Here is a 17,605-nt window from a genome sequence, read left to right on the forward strand (position 1 = left end):
AGACTCAGCTTTCGGGATAATTCCGGTCTTCCGGCGCGCCTTGTGCCGCAGCGCAAGGCTCACACAAGAAAGCCGGGGAAGGGAATTTTCACGCCGGCTGAGGCCAACTGCTGCCACAAACCGCACGACTCCTGGGTAGAATCTTGCGCAGCCGCGCTCGGCGCCACGCGCCGCAGCCGGTCTACCAGGAAAGCAGCGAGCCGTCGTAATTGATGAAATGGCCGGTCTGGGAAAGCGTCAGGTTTTCGGCAACCGCCAAAATACCGGCAGCGCTTTCTTCCGGTGCAATATCGGCGGCCGCCCCGCCCATGTCGGTCTGCACCCAGCCCGGATGCATGGAGATAACGGCAATGCCGTCGCCACGCAGTTCGGTCGCCAGCCCCTGACATACCTTGTTGATCGCGGATTTGGACGCCCGGTACGCGATGCGGTCGGCGTTCTGATGGCTCATCGACCCCATCCAGGACGAAATGGTGACGATACGCCCCGCATCGGAGCGCTTCAGATGCGGCAGGAAGGCTTGGGTGACCGCAAGCGGCGCCAGCGTGTTGACAGCAAGGGTTTCGGCAAACCCTGCAAAATCCATGTCCAGCACCGTTTGCCGCTTCGGCCCGATAATGCCGGCATTGTTGATCAGGATGTCAATCGGCATATCGATGCTGTCAGCTGCCGCCTCAACGCCGGCATGATCGGTCACGTCAAAGACGAGCGGTGTGAAACGGGCTTCAGGAACGGCCTTTGCCTCTCCCATCGGCGCCTCAATAGCTTCGGCCGCGCGCAGCTCGCCGCCACCGGTAACGCCCAACTCGCCCTGAACCCGAAATGCATCCTCTTCGCTGCGGACCGAGCCGAAGACGCGCCAGCCCATGGTCAGCGCCTGCTGAGCCAGTTCAAAGCCGATACCACGTGCAACGCCGGTGATGAGAAGATTGGTCATTGAGAAGAAATCACCTCATGTCACATAAGAGAACCTCAAAGTCGCATTGAATTCCTGGATGTGCAAATCTCATCAAACTGATTCGTGAATGTTGACAACCAGAAATGTTCATGATCTGTTCTCGAATTGGAATCGAGGAAGAAACGATGAATTTCATCGGAAAGACAAACGGACATTCAGTTCAAGTTAATGTTCAACAAGAACGCGGCACGCAGCCGCAAGCAATATTACGTTGCGTTGACAATGCGAATTTCATGCCATTCCTAGATGATGAAAGCGTGCAACTTATTATAACATCACCGCCATACAATATCGGCAAATCTTACGAAACACGCACTCCACTAGACAAGTATTTGAATGAACAAAGAGAGCTAATTGTTGAATGTCATCGTGCATTAGCTCCATCCGGCTCAATATGTTGGCAAGTCGGCAATCACGTTGACAATGGCGAAGTTTTTCCTCTGGATATCCTACTATATCCAATTTTTGTTGAATTGGGAATGAAGCTCCGAAATAGAATTGTCTGGCATTTCGAGCATGGGCTACATTGTTCAAAGCGCTTGTCAGGTCGACATGAAACTATTCTATGGTTTACTAAAACAGATGCATATACTTTTAATCTAGACCCAATTAGGGTTCCGTCCAAGTATCCAAATAAAAAGCACTTTAAGGGACCCAAAGTAGGCCAACTTTCAGGAAATCCTCTGGGAAAGAACCCTGGGGATGTCTGGATATTTCCAAATGTCAAAAACAACCATGTTGAGAAAACAATACACCCTTGCCAATATCCGGTGGAGCTAGTTGAAAGATTGGTCCTATCTCTTACAAACAAAGGCGATACCGTTTTTGATCCTTATGCTGGCGTAGGGTCAACGATTGTCGGCGCTATTAAACACGGTCGATCGGGTATCGGCTGTGAACTCAATCCTGAGTTCGTAGAAATCGGGAAGTCAAGGATTGAAGACTTTAGAAAAGGCCAATTGCGAACTCGCCCGATGAACAAGCCAGTTTATGATCCTAACCTCCCGAATGGCGGGCACTGATGCGCATAGTTGAATATCACTCGCATCTGAATGGCCTTGAATACCTTCTCGTTCACAAACCGAAGCTTTGGCAGGAAATTCAAGACATTGTTGCGTCAGTTGATGCCACGCAATTCAAGACAAAGGTTTCCAAGGAAAAAACCATGAAAGGGAGGCTTCTCTACGCTCCCAAAGAAATGAACAGTGCAATGAATGAAGGGTTCACCGGGCATGGATGGAAAGAATCAAGAACTTCCTACTGGGTAACAAAGGATGCCAATCTCATTCGGCGAACAATGAGCATGCCTGCCAACGAACAAAAAGAAGAGATTGAAGCAGCGGGTTATTCTCCCATCTTCTCTTACAACCAAACTGACTTTGTCAAAGATCGAGTAGCAGTTGAGGTCCAATTTGGAAAATACTCCTTCGTGGCATTTGATCTATTCGTAAAGCATATGGCTTTTTTTGTTGGCGACGTGATTGATTTGGGGATCGAAATCCTCCCGATGAAAGAACTTCAAACAGAGATGTCCTCTGGACCTGGTTACTACGAGGGAGAGTTGTACAATCTTATACGCCAAGGCCGAGGCAGTCCTGCTGTTCCCTTGGTGATTGTTGGTGTGGCTCCCTAATCCCTCACCTAGTCAGCCTTTTATACGTCACCCGTTTCGGATTAACGCTATCCGGTCCCAGCCTTCTGATCTTGTCGGCTTCATAGTCCTCGAAATTGCCTTCGAACCATTCCACATGGCTATCGCCCTCGAACGACAGGATATGGGTTGCCAGCCGGTCGAGAAACATGCGGTCGTGGGAGATCACCACCGCGCAGCCGGCGAAGTTCTCCAGCGCTTCTTCCAGTGCTGCCAGGGTTTCGGTGTCGAGATCGTTGGTCGGCTCATCCAGCAGCAAAACATTGCCGCCCTCCTTCAAAAGCTTCGCCATGTGTACGCGGTTGCGCTGGCCGCCCGAAAGCGTGCCCACTTTCTGCTGCTGGTCACCGCCCTTGAAATTGAACGATGAGCAATAGGCGCGTGAATTTACCTCGTGCCCCCCGAGCTTGATGACATCGTTTCCACCGGAAACTTCCTCCCACACAGTTTTGTTGGGGTCGAGTGCATCGCGGCTCTGATCGACATAGGACAGCTGCACGGTATCGCCAATGCGGATTTCGCCGCTGTCGGGCGCTTCCTGTCCGGTGATCATGCGGAACAGGGTCGTCTTGCCGGCGCCGTTCGGGCCGATCACGCCGACAATGCCGCCCGGCGGCAGCTTGAAATCGAGCTTGTCGATCAGAAGCTTGTCGCCATATCCCTTGGAAATCTGCTCGGCCTCGATCACCACATTGCCGAGGCGCTCGCCCACGGGGATGACGATCTGCGCATCGCCGGGCCGCCTGTCGGCCGCGCTTTTCACCAGTTCGTCATAGGCCTTGATGCGGGCCTTGGATTTTGCCTGCCGCGCCTTGGGGCTGGAGGTGATCCACTCGCTTTCGCGCGCGATCGCCTTTTGGCGTGCAGCTTCCTCGCGGCCCTCCTGCGTCATGCGCTTGGCCTTGGCTTCCAGATAGGCGGTGTAATTGCCCTCATAGGGAATGCCGCGGCCGCGGTCGAGTTCGAGAATCCAGCCGGTTACGTTGTCGAGAAAATAGCGGTCATGGGTAATCATCAGCACGGCACCGGGATATTCCCGCAAGTGCTTTTCAAGCCAGGCGATGGTTTCTGCATCAAGGTGGTTGGTCGGCTCATCCAGCAACAAAAGGTCGGGCTGGGACAGCAGCAGCTTGCACAACGCAACGCGCCGGATCTCACCACCTGAAAGCTTGTCGACGCTGGCTTCTCCCGGCGGACACCGCAGCGCATCCATTGCCATTTCGACCTGGCTGTCGAGGTCCCAAAGGTTCTGGGAATCGATGATGTCCTGCAGTTTGGCGCCTTCTTCCGCCGTTTCGTCGGAATAGTTCATCATCAGCTCGTTGTAGCGGTCGAGGATCGCCTTTTTCTCCGCCACCCCTTCCATGACGTTTTCAGCCACGGTCTTGGAGGCATCAAGCTGTGGCTCCTGGGGCAAATATCCGCAGGTCGCTCCCTCCGCCAGCCAGGCTTCGCCGGTAAATTCCTTGTCGAGGCCCGCCATGATGCGCAGCACGGTGGATTTACCGGCCCCGTTCGGCCCAGAATGCCGATCTTGGCGTCCGGATAAAAGGAAAGGTGAATGTTCTCGAGAACCTTCTTGTTGCCATAGGACTTGGAAAGCCCCGACATGTGATAGATGAACTGGCGCGCCATGAAAGGATTGCTCCGCTGTGCGAACGATGGAAAACTGGCAGGTGTTTAGGGTCAAGACTCAATGCTGTTGAGGAAATGGCGCCCGATATGACAAGAAATACGGGGAAAAGCTCGAAGAGCGGGGTTTATCCCCCGGCCGGGAACTTTGACGTGGTAGTTCGCAGTCATTGCGGGGCGTCCAAACGATGGGGTGAATTTGCCATGCTGCGTCGTCGTAAATGTTTGAAAACCAGTTGGTTTCCTGCACATTTCCTCCTGGCATCAAGACAAATTTCCTCCCACCATTTCATCAATAGCATTGAGTTTTGACCCTAGGAGATTTGCCACTGCACCGCAATTGATACGGCAGAACTCACCGGCATCGCAAGATTGACCACTTCAGCGATATCCCCGCCAGGGCAGCAACAGGAGCATTCATGGCAGCTTGGAATGATCACCAGACCCTGAAAAGCCCGACTGGCGCAAATCTGGCTGTGCGCATGAGCAAGGCAAAGGGCAGGCGCAAGGCGAGGGCCATCGTTCATATCAATCACGGCATGGCTGAACACTCTGTCCGTTATGCCCGCTTTGCCGATGTCCTCAACAAGGCCGGCTATCACGCCATCGCGCAGGACCACCGCGGCCACGGCAAAACCAGCGCTCCCGATGCGCCCCTGGGCATTTTCTCCAACAGGGATGGCGCAGAAAAGGTGCTGACCGATTGCCACACCGTAAACGCCCATGCCCGCAAAACCTGGCCGGGCCTGCCCGTCATCTGGTTCGGCCACTCCATGGGTTCGATCATCGGCGTCAACTACTGCATCCGGCACTCCGATACGATCAGCGGGGCAGTGCTATGGAATTCCGGCGTCGACGGCGGTGCATTGCTCACAGTGTACAAGACACTTTTGAAACTGGAGCGAATGTTCAAGGGCTCCGATGTGCCCAGTGCAATCGCCCAGAAACTCACCTTTGATGCCTGGAACAGAAAATTTGCCCCGAACCGGACGGAGTTTGACTGGCTGTCGCGAGACGAGGCGGAAGTGGACAAATACGTCGCCGATCCGCTTTGCGGTTTTCCCTGTTCGGTTGGGCTCTGGCTGGACGTTTCCAGTATGATCGCCACAGGCGCAAGCGATCGGGAACTCGGCAGGATCAAAAATGCGCTGGCGATGAACCTGCTGGGCGGGAAGGCCGATCCCTGCACGGACAGCGGCAAGGCGATGACACGCCTGGCCGCGCGCCTCCGAAAAACCGGCATTGCCGACCTGACAGTACGAACGGTTCCCCAAACCCGGCACGAAACCCTTAACGAGATCAACCGGAACGAGGAAACCGCAAATCTGCTGGCATGGCTGGACAGCCGGTTCAACTGACCAGCCTTGACGCAACCACGGTTAGACCGTTTCCGCCTTGATGGCGGGATCGTTGATTTCGCGGGCTTTCTGGCGCATCAGCCGTTTCTGGTACTGGCTCTGTACGATGTCAACGAGCACCAGCACGATGATGACGAAATAGAAGGTGGATTTCGCCATTGGCTCGACGGCATATCCGGCCAGTTTGATATGGGCCAGATGACCGCCTTCGGAAACCAGCAGAATGCCAACGATGAACAGGATGAAGAGGCCCAGCACTTCATAGAGCCGGTTCTTCTTCAGGAATTCCGCCACGCGGTCGGCCAGCACGATCATCAGGATACCCGACAGAATGATTGCCGTCGCCATGACCAGAAAGACCTTGGTCAGCGCCAGTGCCGAGAGAATGGAATCGAAAGAGAACACCAGGTTCATCAACACGATGGATACGACAACGCCGGCAACCGATTTTGCTCCCCCATTGTCTGCATGTTCGATGTCATCCACCGACAGCATGTGCATGATTTCCTTTACCGCCGTGTAGATGATGAACCCGCCGCCGAACAGCACGATCAGCGAATGGCCGTTGAAGGTGCCCTCGAACAGGCCAAACAGATCAAAGTGGAACAATTCATCCTGGAAATACTCGATGGCGTTCATCACCACGAAGAGCAGGATGATGCGTAACACGATCGCAAGCCCGATGCCCCATTGGCGCACCTTGCGCTGGCTTTCTGCCGGGGCCCGCTTTGACTCAATGGAAATATAGAGCAGATTGTCGAAGCCCAGCACAGCCTGCAGGGCAATGAGCATTGCCAGCGTAAACAGGTTTTCGATCGAAAACAGCGCTTCCATGAATGATCTCCCGTAAGATTTGCCGCCTGTCGCAGGGTTCGGAGTGCTCCCGATTGCACGGGTTTTAAGGAGGATGCAGCGCCGCCGCAATATCCCCGAACCGCCAAAAGGCCTCCCCGGCAATAAAACAATTTGTTTACCAAGACAGCCGAAACCCGCCCATTTTACTCAAGTTTTAGATAAATCACGCGGCCCTTTAAGGGATGCGTACACCCTTCTTCGCTATGCTCGCCCTGGAATATTCTCTTAGCAGGGGGCTAAAATGAGCGGGAAACTCGCCGTCATGGCCGGTTTGGCGGTGGTCTTTGGGGCCACATCTTATTATGCGGGCAACCAGTATCTGGACAGCCAGGCCAAGGCACGCCTCAACGAAATCGAAAGCAGTCAGGCTTCCATCGAAGTCGGGCAGGTCGTTATTGCCACCGACGATCTGCGCTTTGGCGACACGCTCGCTGCCGACAAGTTGAAACTTGTTTCCTGGCCGAAAGACTCCATGCCCGAAGGCGCTTTTGCCTCCATTGAGGCTGCCGTTGGTGAAGGCCAGCGCAAGGTGCTCAAGGCCATCACCAAAAACGAGCCCCTGCTGGAAGTAAAACTCAGCGGAGAAGATGGCAGGGCAGGCTTGTCCGGCATCATAGCCGAAGGCATGCGCGCGGTGACCATTCCGGTCGACACCGTCAAGGGTGTTGGCGGGTTCGTCCAGCCCGGCGACCGGGTCGATATCGTCTTTTCCCAGCGCGACCGCCACTCGGGCCGGCAGACGGCCAAGATCATCATGGAGAAGGTCAAGGTACTGACCGTCGACCAGGAGGCGGACAATGTCGGCTCTCCCAAGGTTGCCAAGACTGTTACGCTGGAAACCGATGCAGAGGGCGCACAACGCCTTGCTCTGGCCGCGGAAGTGGGGCGGCTGTCGCTCCTGTTGCGCGGCATGGGCGATGAAGCATCGGTGGAAAAATCCGTGGTTTCTTTCGGCGGTCCGGCAAAACGCGGCGAGGAAAGCGCAGACGGCGCGCCCGATCCGGCCGCAGACGGTCAGGGCAACGGCATTCTCTCTTTCCTGAACAGTGAAAAGAAATCGCAAACCATTCGGGTGGTGCGCGGCGAGGAAGTGCGCGAAGCGACAGTCCCCGTGCACAAGCAATTGAAAAAGAAGAAGATACAGTAACCGGCTGTGGGACCGCGCAAGCGCGGTATGAAGGGATCGGTCATGAGCAAGTTCAATCGTGTCACCAAAACAGGCTACCTGCCGCGCCTTGCGGTCGTCATCTTCATGATGGCCATCGCCATAACGGTAACCTTCGGCCTTTCGTCAACTCCGGCAAAAGCTGACGGCGTAATCAAGCTTGCCGCCTCCACCAAAACACGGTCAATCAAGGTGCCGCTTGCCAAACCGACGACATTCCGCACTGACACGCCATTCAACGAAATCGTGGTTGGCGATCCGGACCTTGCCATCGTCACCCCGCTGACCGACCAGTCATTTTATGTGGTCGGCTACAGAAAGGGCTTGACCGGTATCGCCCTGTTCAACGAAGCGCGCGACCTGATCGGGTCACTGGATGTGGAAATCGGTCCCGATGCCGGCAGGATCAACGAAGACCTGCGCGCTGCCCTTGGTGATTCCGGCGTGAAAGCCACCACCAACAATGGCAGTGTTGTCATCACCGGAAAGGCAAAATCGCCCGCCGCGGCCGAAAAAGCCCGCAAGATCGCCAAAAAATTCGACGAAGATGCCATCGACACCATCAAGGTTCAGTCCTCGACCCAGGTTCAACTGGCAGTTCGCTTTATCGAGGCCCAGCGCAACAAGACCAAGGAATTCGGCATTGGTCTGCGCGGTGACAAAAACCGTGTTCAGGGTTATTCCGGCGGTTTTATCACCGGCAATCTGACCAATGCACTGGTCAGCGGCAGCCTGCCGTTCGGCCAGGTCATTACCAGCCTGATCTCCCACGGGCTGGATGTCGACGTCCTGGTGCAGGCCCTTGAAACCAGGGGCGTTGCCCGCCGCCTAGCCGAGCCCAATCTGGTTGCCCTTTCCGGCGACAAGGCCAGCTTCCTTGCCGGTGGCGAATTCCCCTTCCCGGTGGCTGCCGAAGACGGCAAGGTCACGGTTGAATTCAAGAAATTCGGTGTCGGGCTCGATTTCACGCCCACCGTGCTCGACAACGGAATGATCCACCTCAACATCGCACCGGAAGTCAGCGCCATCGACAACACGTCATCAGTGAAATTCAACGACATCGAAATCCCCGGCCTGATTGTGCGCCGCGCCAATACGACGGTCGAACTGCGTGACGGCCAGAGCTTTGTCATGGCTGGCCTGCTGCAGTCGAACGGCATTTACGACGTGCGCAAATTCCCCTGGCTTGGCGACCTGCCCATTCTTGGCGCGCTGTTCCGGTCCAGCGCCTACCGCAAGAAGGAAACCGATCTGGTGATCATCGTGACGCCACGGCTCGTAAAGCCGCTGGTGCCCGGCACCAAGATTGCTTCCCCGCTCGATGCAACGGCTGCACCCAATGATGTCGACATGTTCCTCGACGGGAAAACGGAGATCTCCCGTGCGCAGCTGCGCACCATGGCCGAGACCGAAGCCGGCATTCTGCCGGCCGGGCACATTCTGGACTTTTGATCGAAAGGCATCGGAACGATGAAGAACTCACTCACTCTTGCCTTGCTGGTCCTGCTCGCAGGCTGTCAGGAATACCTGGTCCGCAGCGACATGGTCAGCCCCTATACGGGCAATGCCGTGATTACCAATCAGGCACAGCAGACCATCGATCCATGGCCGCGCTATGTCTATGACACCAATCTGAAGACCAGCGGCAAGCGTCAGGCAGACGCCGTGCGCAACTATCGCAACGCGCACGAAGAAAGCCAGGCTGCAGCTGCGGTGGTGGTTCCCGCCCAGCAGACCAGCAATTCTGGTTCCAGCACGCAGCAATAAGATACCAATGCCGGAGAAAAACCGGCAGCATCCCGGCTTGATCCCGGGAGGTTAGCCAGGAAACGGGGACACGAAATGACAGGCTCGCAAACCGAAGCGAACATCCGCAAGACCTTGCTGATCTCAACCGATCACGAACTGATCGGCATGGCAAAAGGCGCCTTCGACGCTTCCGGCGAAATCCGGATTGCCGTGCTGCAGAAACCAGTCAGTGAGGTTGCCACCGAAATCCGCGAATCCCATTACGACGCGCTTGTGATCGACCTCGATGCCACCTCCGTGACAGATTTCGAACAGCTGCAGAAAATCAAGCGCATGGCCGGCACTTCGACCGCCATCATCGTGATTTCGGAAAACTTCTCGCCATCAGCGGCAAGAATCCTGATCCAGCTCAAGGTCACCGACTTTCTTGTCAAGCCGATGGCAACGTCGGACTTTGTCCGCTCGATTAACAATGCGCTGAAACTGTCCTCGCAAAACGCCCAGGTTGAACCGCAATTCCTTGCTTTCATGCCAGCTTCCGGCGGGGTGGGAAACACGGTGCTGGCGCTGGAAGCCGCAGCCATTCTCAACCGCTACGGCAAACAGGTCGGCCGGTCGACCTGCGTGGTGGACCTCAACTTCCAGCACGGTTCCTGCGCGGAGTATCTCGACCTCGAACCACGCTTCGACATCAACGAGATTGAAAACGCCCCGGAACGTCTTGACCGGCAGTTGCTCGACGTCATGCTGGCTCGCCACGCAAGCGGTCTGTCGTTGATTGCAGCCCCCAACAAGCCAAGCGACATGCGCTCGTTCAAACCGGCACTGGTGGTGCGCCTGCTTGATCTCGTCTCGGCCTATTTCGACTATGTGGTAATCGACATGCCGCGCATTTGGTTTCCCTGGACCGAAACGGTTCTCATGGGCTCCAACCGGACCTTCATTATTGCCGACATGACGGTACCCTCGATCCGCCATGCCCGGCGCACCATCGCCGCCATTGAGGAAAAGGGCGGCAACCAGATCAAGCCGCAGGTCATCGTCAACCGCATGGACACCCGCAAAAATGTCGCCGGCCTCAACGCCACCGACGTGACAGCGGCCCTTGACGGGCACCTGGTGGGTACCATTCCGAACAACTACATGCTGGTGCGTGATGCAGTGGACCGGGGCGTGCAGCTTTCTGAGATCGATCCGGCCAACAATGTGACGGCATCGCTTTCGGCCATCATTGGCCAGAACGATGAGAACGCCGAAGCGGAGGAGGACGGAAAGTCCTCCATTCTGGCCTTCGGACGCAAGCTGTTCCGGCGCAAGGCGGCATGAGGAACAGCAAATGAACAACCGTTTTTCCGCCCTTCAGAATTTCAGCTTCGACGAAGCCATGTTCGATGACACGGCCGCCGAACCGCCTGCATCCCAGGTTGAAAAGGAACCGCAGCCACAGCCGGAGTCCGGCCCTCCGCCCCGGCAGGAACCTAAGTCGGCATCCCAGCCTTCCGGCCAGGAAAACGGCGCCAGCCAGAAGAAGATACTTGAGGCAAAGTCCAAACTGCATCGCAAGATGCTTGACGAATTCAATCTGGCAGCGCTCGAAAAACTTCCGCGGGACCAGCTTGTCAGTGAAGTACGTAAATTCGTTTCAGACTATGCCAGCGAAGAACGCCTCGCCTTCAACAATTCCGAACTCGACCAGTTTGTCGGCACCGTCGTCGATGAACTGACCGGTCTTGGCCCCCTGGAACCGATGATGCGCAATCCCGACATCTCGGACATTCTCATTAACGGGCCCGACAATTGCTATGCCGAGATCAGCGGTGTTTTGCAGCGCGTGCACATCCCTTTTCAGGATGAAGCCCACCTTCTGCGCATCGTCAACAAGATCGTTGCCGCCGTCGGCCGCCGTATCGATGAATCAAATCCGATGTGCGATGCCCGCATGGCGGACGGTTCGCGCTTCAACGCCGCCATCCGTCCGATCGCCATCGACGGCCCGCTGGTATCAATCCGCAAATTCTCCAAGAACAAGCTGAGCCTTGAAAAACTGGTTGAGTTCGGCGCTCTCACAACACCGATGGCGGAAGTGCTTCGCCATGCCGTGCATTCGAGGATGACGACAATCATCTCCGGCGGCACCGGTACCGGCAAAACCACCATGCTGAATGCGCTTTCTGCATTCATCAGCGAGAAGGAACGCATCATTACCATTGAGGATGCTGCCGAACTTGCCCTTCACATCCCCCATGTGGGCCGGATGGAAACCCGTCCCGCCAACAATGAGGGTTCCGGCGAAATCAAGCAGCGCGACCTGGTAAAGAACGCCCTGCGCATGCGGCCAGATCGTGTGATCCTGGGCGAGGTGCGCGGCGAAGAAGCCTTTGACATGCTGCAGGCCATGAACACGGGCCATGAGGGATCGATGGCAACGATCCATTCAAATACTCCGCGCGATGCCATATCCCGCCTTGAGCAGATGCTCGGCATGACCGGAATGCCGATGACCGTCAATTCAATCCGCAGCCAGATATCAAGCGCCATCCATCTGATCGTTCAATTAACCCGGCTGTCTGATGGCCAGCGCAAGATCACTTCCATCGCCGAGGTTACCGGCATGGAAGGCGATGTCATCCAGATGCAGGAAATCTTCAAGTTCTGCCGCACGGGCATGACTGAAGAAGGCAAGATCATCGGCCATTTCGAGGCAACCGGGGTGCGGCCGCGCTTTCTTGAGCACCTTCTTGCCCTCGGTGTTGAACTGCCCGGCGAATATTTCGAACCGGGTCACCGGTTGTAGGGGGCGGCAATGGTTATCAGCCCCGTCGTCATTTTTTCCGTTTCCATCATGGCCTGCTCGGTCCTGGCGGTGGAAGCAGCCTATCTGTTCTTCGCCCGAAATACGGCAGCGAAGAGTCAGATCAACCGGCGCATGAAGTTGTCGGAGAAGACAGAGGCGACACAGCACGACATTCTGCTTCAGTTACGCAAGGAACGCGGCATGGATGCGCGTGGTCGTGGCATTCTGCCAATCAAGGCGCTTAACAGGCTGATCATCCAGGCTGGCATCACCACCGGCCTGAAGAAGTTCGCCGTTTATCATCTGGTCTACGTGCTCGTTGCCTTCCTGGCGCTGCTGTTTGCCACCCGTTCTTTTCTGCTGCCGGTCGCTTCGCTCCCGGTAACCGCCTTCATTCTTCCCTATCTTTGGCTGCGCTGGCGCCACAACAAGAAGACCAAGCTGTTCGGCAAGCAATTGCCCGAGGCAATCGATCTGATTACCCGCAGCCTCAAGGCCGGCCATCCCGTTCCTGTGGCCTTGACCATGGTATCGCGTGAAATGCCCGACCCGATTGGTACCGAATTCGGCATCGTGGTCGACGAGGTCACCTATGGTTCTGATCTGGTAAGCGCCCTGATTTCTTTGTACGAGCGCATTGGTCACCCCGATCTGCCGCTGCTCGTCTCGGCCGTTTCCATCCAGTCGACAACGGGCGGCAACCTGCGCGAAATTCTCGACAGCCTGTCCAAGGTCATCCGCGAGCGGCTGAAGATGAAAGCCAAGGTGAAGGCGATTTCCTCTGAGGGGCGCCTTTCCGCCGGATTTCTCTCGGCCATGCCCGTCCTGCTGTTCATGGTGCTGCTGTTTCTGCTGCCCGACTACTATGGCGGCATTTGGGGCGAGCCGATGACCTGGTACATGTTTGCAGGCCTCGGGTTCTGGCTTGTGATGGGCAATCTGCTCATTCTTAAAATGGTCAGCTTCAGGGTGTGACGGCAATGATTGAGCTCATTGAAACCATCGAACTGCCCGTACTGGCCGCAATCTTCGCCGGCCTGCTCATGTTTGGCCTGATTTTCTATTTCTGGCAGTCACGGGCTCAGGCACGGGCGCGGGCGGAAGTACGCAAGCGCCTTGATATTTCATCCAGAAAAGACAGGGGCGCTGGTTCTGGTGCGCCATCGGCAAAGAGGGCCGCCGGCGCTTTTGCAACCCGCATCGCCAACCGGACAGACAAATACTATTCGGTCAACGACCCAGGCCAGCAGCGCAAGATGCAGATGCGCCTGATCCGTGCCGGCTATCCGCAAAAGGGTGCACTGGGCTACTTTCTGGCCGCCCGCCTTTGCCTCGGCATCGCCCTGCTGCTGGCTGCTGCCGGGTTTGTCTTCACCTTCCTTCCCGAGAAGGAAATGACCCACAAGGCACTCATCATCATGCTGGGTGCCGCCGGTGGCTATTTCTTTCCCAATTTCTACATCAACAAGCGCATCAAGGAGCGCGAGGCTGAAAACCGCCGCGGCTTTCCCGATGTGATGGATCTGATGGTGGTCTCCTCGGAGGCCGGCTTGACCATTGAAGCCTCCATCGAGCGCATCGCACAGGAAATCAGCCGCACCTATCCGATCCTGAGCGAGCAGCTTCAGGTCGCGGCAATCGAGGTCAGGGCCGGCAAGTCCCTCGACGAAGCCCTGCGCGCCTTTGGCGAGCGGGTGGGTCTTGAGGAGGTCCAGGGGTTTGCCACCATGATCCAGCAGTCCAAGGAACTTGGCACCAGCGTTTCCGATGCCCTGCGCGTCTATAGCGATGAAATGCGCCACCGCCGCATGATGGCCGCTGAGGAAAAAGCCTATGCCCTCCCCGCCAAGCTTTCCGTGCCGGTCACTGCTTTCATCCTGCCCATCGTTATCGGCGTTGCCGTCATCCCCACGATTGTGCGGCTGACAACGCAGTAGAAGACGGCGCTGTCAGACAGCACCAATAACCGTTTGCAACCTCTTGGTAAGCATAGCTGTAACAAACGGCATTTTAAGCGATCTTTCCATTTCAAGTAGAAGCTCCGTTAAGAGCGGTCTGCTAGATTTGCCCCATAACAACAAGAAAAAAAGTGCAGCAGGGGGCACTCCATGACATCCCTTCTTTCGAAGGCGGCGCTTGCCGCGCTCATCGCTTTACCGCTGGCAGGTTGCAACACGACCGGAACGTCCAGTCATGCTCCGGCAGATTCTTCCAGCTTCGTGTATGCGCGCGATGGCATCGTCACCCATTCACCACAATCCGATCATGTCAGCCTGAAGGGCGACAGTTCGAAGCGCTTGCTGGAACTGGGCAAGGAAAACTTTCGCCTTCAGAACTACGGCCTCGCCGAACGGTATTTCCGCAAGGCAGTTGCCCGCCGTACCGACAATGCAGGTGCCTGGGCCGGCCTCGCTGCCGCCTACGACCAGCTCGGAAACTTCGAGAAGGCTGACCGCGCCTACAAGGCACTGGTAGAGTTGAAGGGAAATGACGCCCGCGTGCTGAACAATATGGGCTATTCCTATCTGCTGCGTGGCGATTACAAAAAAGCGCGCAAATACCTGAACCGCGCGCAGGATTCCAATCCGGGCCTCGATCAGGTTCAGGGTAACATCCACCTGCTGGAAAAAATCGCACGCACCTGAAGACAGGCGTTACAGTATCAATTCATGCCGGGCGCCGGGATTATCCGGTAGGCCCGGCATCGCATTTTCAGGGATTGCTGCAAATAAACGCAGACACGGTAGCGGGTTTCATCACCCCGCTTTACCGGCACTGCAACAAACTCCGGCAAGGCCCCTCCCCCGGCAGCAGACCAAATAACAAAGCTTCGGCTAACATCCATCGTCTGAACGCGCAGTTCATCTGTCTGCCAGTTGGCACCAATCGCCGGTACCGGTAGCAATACGCTTTCAGAAAATCCCACGATCTCCATATCGCGGATCTGCGCGTTCCGGGCGGGGACTTGTCCGGAAAAGGTGATTGCAGCCGATGAAGCCAGCCCGCAGTCCGGCATCAACGTCACCACTGCCGCCAGCGCGACACAGACCTTCGCGCAAAAATGTCTCCAGACAGCAGCTTGTACACCAGGCCATGTTTCATTGTGAAACGTCATGGCGAAGGCTGTGCAAGAAACGGGCCGGTTTACTTACAATTTACCCTGAGACTCAAAAGCTTCCCGTAAAGGAAAATACCTGCCGAAGGGTCACCTGCGTTTACCAATTTCTAATCGATAACAGGTAATTTCTCACCTAGCCAATACAGGGGTTGTGGCTGAAGAAGTGGGGATTTTCCAACACGAATTCGGGCCCTGTTTGGTAATAAAAAAACAGGAGAGTCAAACATGAAGAAGTCAATTCTGGCTGCTGGCGCGGCAATGCTCGCGCTCGCACCTATCAACGCGCATGCGGTAACCGGCAACGTTATTTTTAATGGTACCGTCACGCACACTTGCACCATCACCGTCGGCGGCACTGCCGGTTCGCTTGATGTTGATCCCGGGTTCCAGACCCTTTCATCGAGCATCGGCTCCGGCTCTGCGGGCACCGCAACGATTGTCGCCACCGGTAACGGTTTCGACGTCAGTGTTGATACACCGTCGCTTTCCAAGCCGGCTGAAGACACGACCAGCGAAACGCTGAGTGCTTCCTACTCCACCACGGGTGCTTCTTCGGTGTCGGGTACCGACGCTTCGGCAGCAAACGACCTCAACAACGGTACGACAAACGTATCCGTCAACATGCAAGCAGCAAAGTCGGGTTCCGACGTATTCGAAGCCGGCGCCTATACGGGCACGGTCGTACTTCGCTGCGAATAACACTCCAGAAAGGCACAGACACGACATGAACAAGACATCCATCTTTACCAGGATTACTCTCTCTTCATTTCTTGGCTGTGCCTTTGCGCTCACGCTGCTGCCGAACGAGGCAGCAGCACAAGCCATGTCTCCCATGAGGGGGCAGGTTCAGAGCTTTACGGACTCGTTTGCGTTGAAGGTTTACCCGTCGAACCCGTACAATCATCGTATCCGCGTTGAAGTGAAGGTCTACGACCAGCACTTCAACCCGGTACCTGCGAGGGTTACACCAGCCGAATTCACCCTCGGTGGCAGAAACTCCCGCCCCGTAACGGTCATGGTGCCGTTTGATGGATCCAACCAACGTAAAGTCCGTGTCTGCACTGAGTCTGTTCCATTCCCGGGAATAGGCGGAAAAACAACAACAACAATAAAGGCGCAGATATGTGGGAAATTTCTAGGGGAGCGGTTAAACTAGCCATTATGGCTCTGGCAGCATTGGCCTTTTCAGGCGTCAAGGCAAATGCCCAGGATACCACCATCAATCAGAACATCTCCGGCTTCAACCTGCCGGGCGTCACCCTGCCGCAAGGCCATGACGAGGTGCGCGCTGCAGACGGCACGACCTGCCGCACGGCAGTAGGCGGAAATGGAGCATATATGGATTTGGGCGTGATCGGAAATCCCGAACGGACGACCTCGGGCGAGAGCAGTTTCTCGGCCTACGGACGCATCGTGGTTCCGCTCGGCGCCAACCGAAAGCGCGTGGACTGCACCAGGCTTTACGATCTTGAGGTCGCCCGCCTGGAAATGGAACTCAAGCTCATGCAGATGGGTTTGAACCGGGGAATTGCACCCATTGCGGAAGGCTCTTCAAGCCATGCCGGCTCAACGCCAGCTGCTTCCGGCGAGGTTGCAGCACCTGCCGGCACCGATGACATCAAGGTAGCGCAGATCAAACCTGCCGAATCCAAAACCGCCGCTGGCGATGATGATGGAGACGATTGGGCAGACGATGGCTGGACGACAGAAGGTCTGAAGAAGAAGTGATGGGATGACAGTCCGGCGCAAACACCTTGCAGCATGCAGCAGCACCCCCAAAGCTGGTTTCACCGGAACCAGGTTGGCTGCGCTCTGCCTGGCCGCCGCCCTTCCCTTCTCCGCCAACGCACAGGAAATCCCTCAAACCGCCGACGAGATCATCGAGGAGGCGCTGGAGGGCCAAACGCATTTGAAAAAAGGCCAGCACCAGCGCGGCAAAAACTACTGTCAGATCGTCCTTGGCAATGAGGGGGTTCTTCGCGAAGTGCCGGGCCTGTTCGAGCTGTCCTCGAAATCGGGCGGCGGGCGGCCGGGCACCGCCCAGGTCATGACGTCCAATTCATCCTATCGTCTCAGCGTCGATGCGCCGCTGGGCTTCCACACCGCTCCCAAGGGAGGCAATGACGGTGTTGTCATGACGGCCACGTTTAATGGCCATGGCGCTTCCAACTTTTCCGAGACACCGGGAAACATCCAGCACAAACTCAAAAGAGGCACCACGAGTATTGAGGCCCATCTGGTTGCCCACCGCAATGGCGAACCTTTTCCGGCCGGAAACTACGCTGCAGTCATTACCCTGAGATGCGAGTGAGGGTGGCAGGCATG

At 56.2% G+C, this 17,605-nt stretch carries 17 protein-coding genes and 1 pseudogene; 15 read left to right on the forward strand and 3 right to left on the reverse strand.

All coding sequences use genetic code 11. The features are described from left to right. Positions 1-181: 181 nt before the first annotated feature. Positions 182-937: an SDR family oxidoreductase gene (locus tag BVL55_RS12325; RefSeq protein WP_075997149.1), complete on the reverse strand. Its 756-nt coding sequence runs from the start codon at positions 935-937 to the stop codon at positions 182-184. 146 nt (positions 938-1,083) lie between these two features. Here BVL55_RS12325 and BVL55_RS12330 point away from each other — a divergent pair, with 146 nt between their 5' ends. Together BVL55_RS12330 and BVL55_RS12335 are read left to right on the forward strand one after the other, a co-directional pair. Then, positions 1,084-1,980 carry a DNA-methyltransferase gene (locus BVL55_RS12330; protein ID WP_083649522.1) on the forward strand — a complete coding sequence of 299 codons (897 nt, stop codon included), beginning with the start codon at positions 1,084-1,086 and terminating at the stop codon, positions 1,978-1,980. Then, complete coding sequence (locus BVL55_RS12335) at positions 1,980-2,591, forward strand: BglII/BstYI family type II restriction endonuclease (protein ID WP_075997150.1); 612 nt, start codon at positions 1,980-1,982, stop codon at positions 2,589-2,591. The genes BVL55_RS12330 and BVL55_RS12335 overlap by 1 nt, the downstream gene beginning before the upstream one ends. 4 nt (positions 2,592-2,595) lie before the next feature. Here the strand turns inward: BVL55_RS12335 and ettA are convergent. After that, positions 2,596-4,244 (reverse strand): annotated as a pseudogene (gene ettA, locus BVL55_RS12340) (energy-dependent translational throttle protein EttA). Positions 4,245-4,660: 416 nt separating this feature from the next. Between ettA and BVL55_RS12345 the strand changes: the two are divergent. Then, entirely contained in the window at positions 4,661-5,599 is a 939-nt protein-coding gene (locus tag BVL55_RS12345; protein WP_075997151.1) for an alpha/beta fold hydrolase, read from the forward strand. A gap of 21 nt (positions 5,600-5,620) precedes the next feature. On the opposite strand, the gene BVL55_RS12350 is transcribed toward BVL55_RS12345, so the two are convergent. Further along, entirely contained in the window at positions 5,621-6,433 is an 813-nt protein-coding gene (locus BVL55_RS12350; RefSeq protein ID WP_075997152.1) for a TerC family protein, read from the reverse strand. 262 nt (positions 6,434-6,695) lie between these two features. Between BVL55_RS12350 and cpaB the strand changes: the two genes are divergently transcribed. The 12 genes from cpaB to BVL55_RS12415 all read left to right on the forward strand — a co-directional run bounded on the left by cpaB (position 6,696) and on the right by BVL55_RS12415 (position 17,591). Then, entirely contained in the window at positions 6,696-7,601 is a 906-nt protein-coding gene (cpaB, locus tag BVL55_RS12355; RefSeq protein ID WP_075997153.1) for a Flp pilus assembly protein CpaB, read from the forward strand. Between the two features lie 42 nt (positions 7,602-7,643). Next, positions 7,644-9,071, forward strand: a complete 1,428-nt coding sequence (locus tag BVL55_RS12360) for a type II and III secretion system protein family protein (protein ID WP_075998135.1) — start codon at positions 7,644-7,646, stop codon at positions 9,069-9,071. Between the two features lie 18 nt (positions 9,072-9,089). Further along, entirely contained in the window at positions 9,090-9,386 is a 297-nt protein-coding gene (locus tag BVL55_RS12365; protein WP_075997154.1) for a hypothetical protein, read from the forward strand. 75 nt (positions 9,387-9,461) lie between these two features. Next, a complete protein-coding gene (locus BVL55_RS12370; protein WP_075997155.1) occupies positions 9,462-10,694 on the forward strand; it encodes a CpaE/TadZ family protein in 1,233 nt (410 codons plus the stop codon). Between the two features lie 10 nt (positions 10,695-10,704). Continuing rightward, positions 10,705-12,162: a TadA family conjugal transfer-associated ATPase gene (locus BVL55_RS12375; RefSeq protein ID WP_244530505.1), complete on the forward strand. Its 1,458-nt coding sequence runs from the start codon at positions 10,705-10,707 to the stop codon at positions 12,160-12,162. A gap of 9 nt (positions 12,163-12,171) precedes the next feature. Beyond that, positions 12,172-13,137 (forward strand): type II secretion system F family protein, encoded by a 966-nt coding sequence (locus BVL55_RS12380; protein ID WP_075997156.1) that lies wholly within the window; start codon positions 12,172-12,174, stop codon positions 13,135-13,137. Between the two features lie 5 nt (positions 13,138-13,142). After that, positions 13,143-14,099, forward strand: coding sequence for a type II secretion system F family protein (locus tag BVL55_RS12385; protein WP_156892536.1), 957 nt, complete (start codon positions 13,143-13,145; stop codon positions 14,097-14,099). A 171-nt stretch (positions 14,100-14,270) separates the two neighbouring features. Then, positions 14,271-14,807 (forward strand): tetratricopeptide repeat protein, encoded by a 537-nt coding sequence (locus tag BVL55_RS12390; protein WP_075997157.1) that lies wholly within the window; start codon positions 14,271-14,273, stop codon positions 14,805-14,807. Positions 14,808-15,505: 698 nt separating this feature from the next. Beyond that, positions 15,506-15,979 (forward strand): hypothetical protein, encoded by a 474-nt coding sequence (locus tag BVL55_RS12400; RefSeq protein WP_075997159.1) that lies wholly within the window; start codon positions 15,506-15,508, stop codon positions 15,977-15,979. 25 nt (positions 15,980-16,004) lie between these two features. Then, positions 16,005-16,436 carry a hypothetical protein gene (locus BVL55_RS12405; RefSeq protein WP_075997160.1) on the forward strand — a complete coding sequence of 144 codons (432 nt, stop codon included), beginning with the start codon at positions 16,005-16,007 and terminating at the stop codon, positions 16,434-16,436. 5 nt (positions 16,437-16,441) lie between these two features. Further along, a complete protein-coding gene (locus BVL55_RS16840) occupies positions 16,442-17,008 on the forward strand; it encodes a hypothetical protein (protein WP_075997161.1) in 567 nt (188 codons plus the stop codon). A 73-nt stretch (positions 17,009-17,081) separates the two neighbouring features. After that, positions 17,082-17,591, forward strand: coding sequence for a hypothetical protein (locus BVL55_RS12415; protein ID WP_156892537.1), 510 nt, complete (start codon positions 17,082-17,084; stop codon positions 17,589-17,591). Positions 17,592-17,605 lie beyond the last annotated feature (14 nt).

Origin of the sequence: Salaquimonas pukyongi, assembly GCF_001953055.1 — a bacterium.
GTDB lineage: Bacteria > Pseudomonadota > Alphaproteobacteria > Rhizobiales > Rhizobiaceae > Salaquimonas > Salaquimonas pukyongi.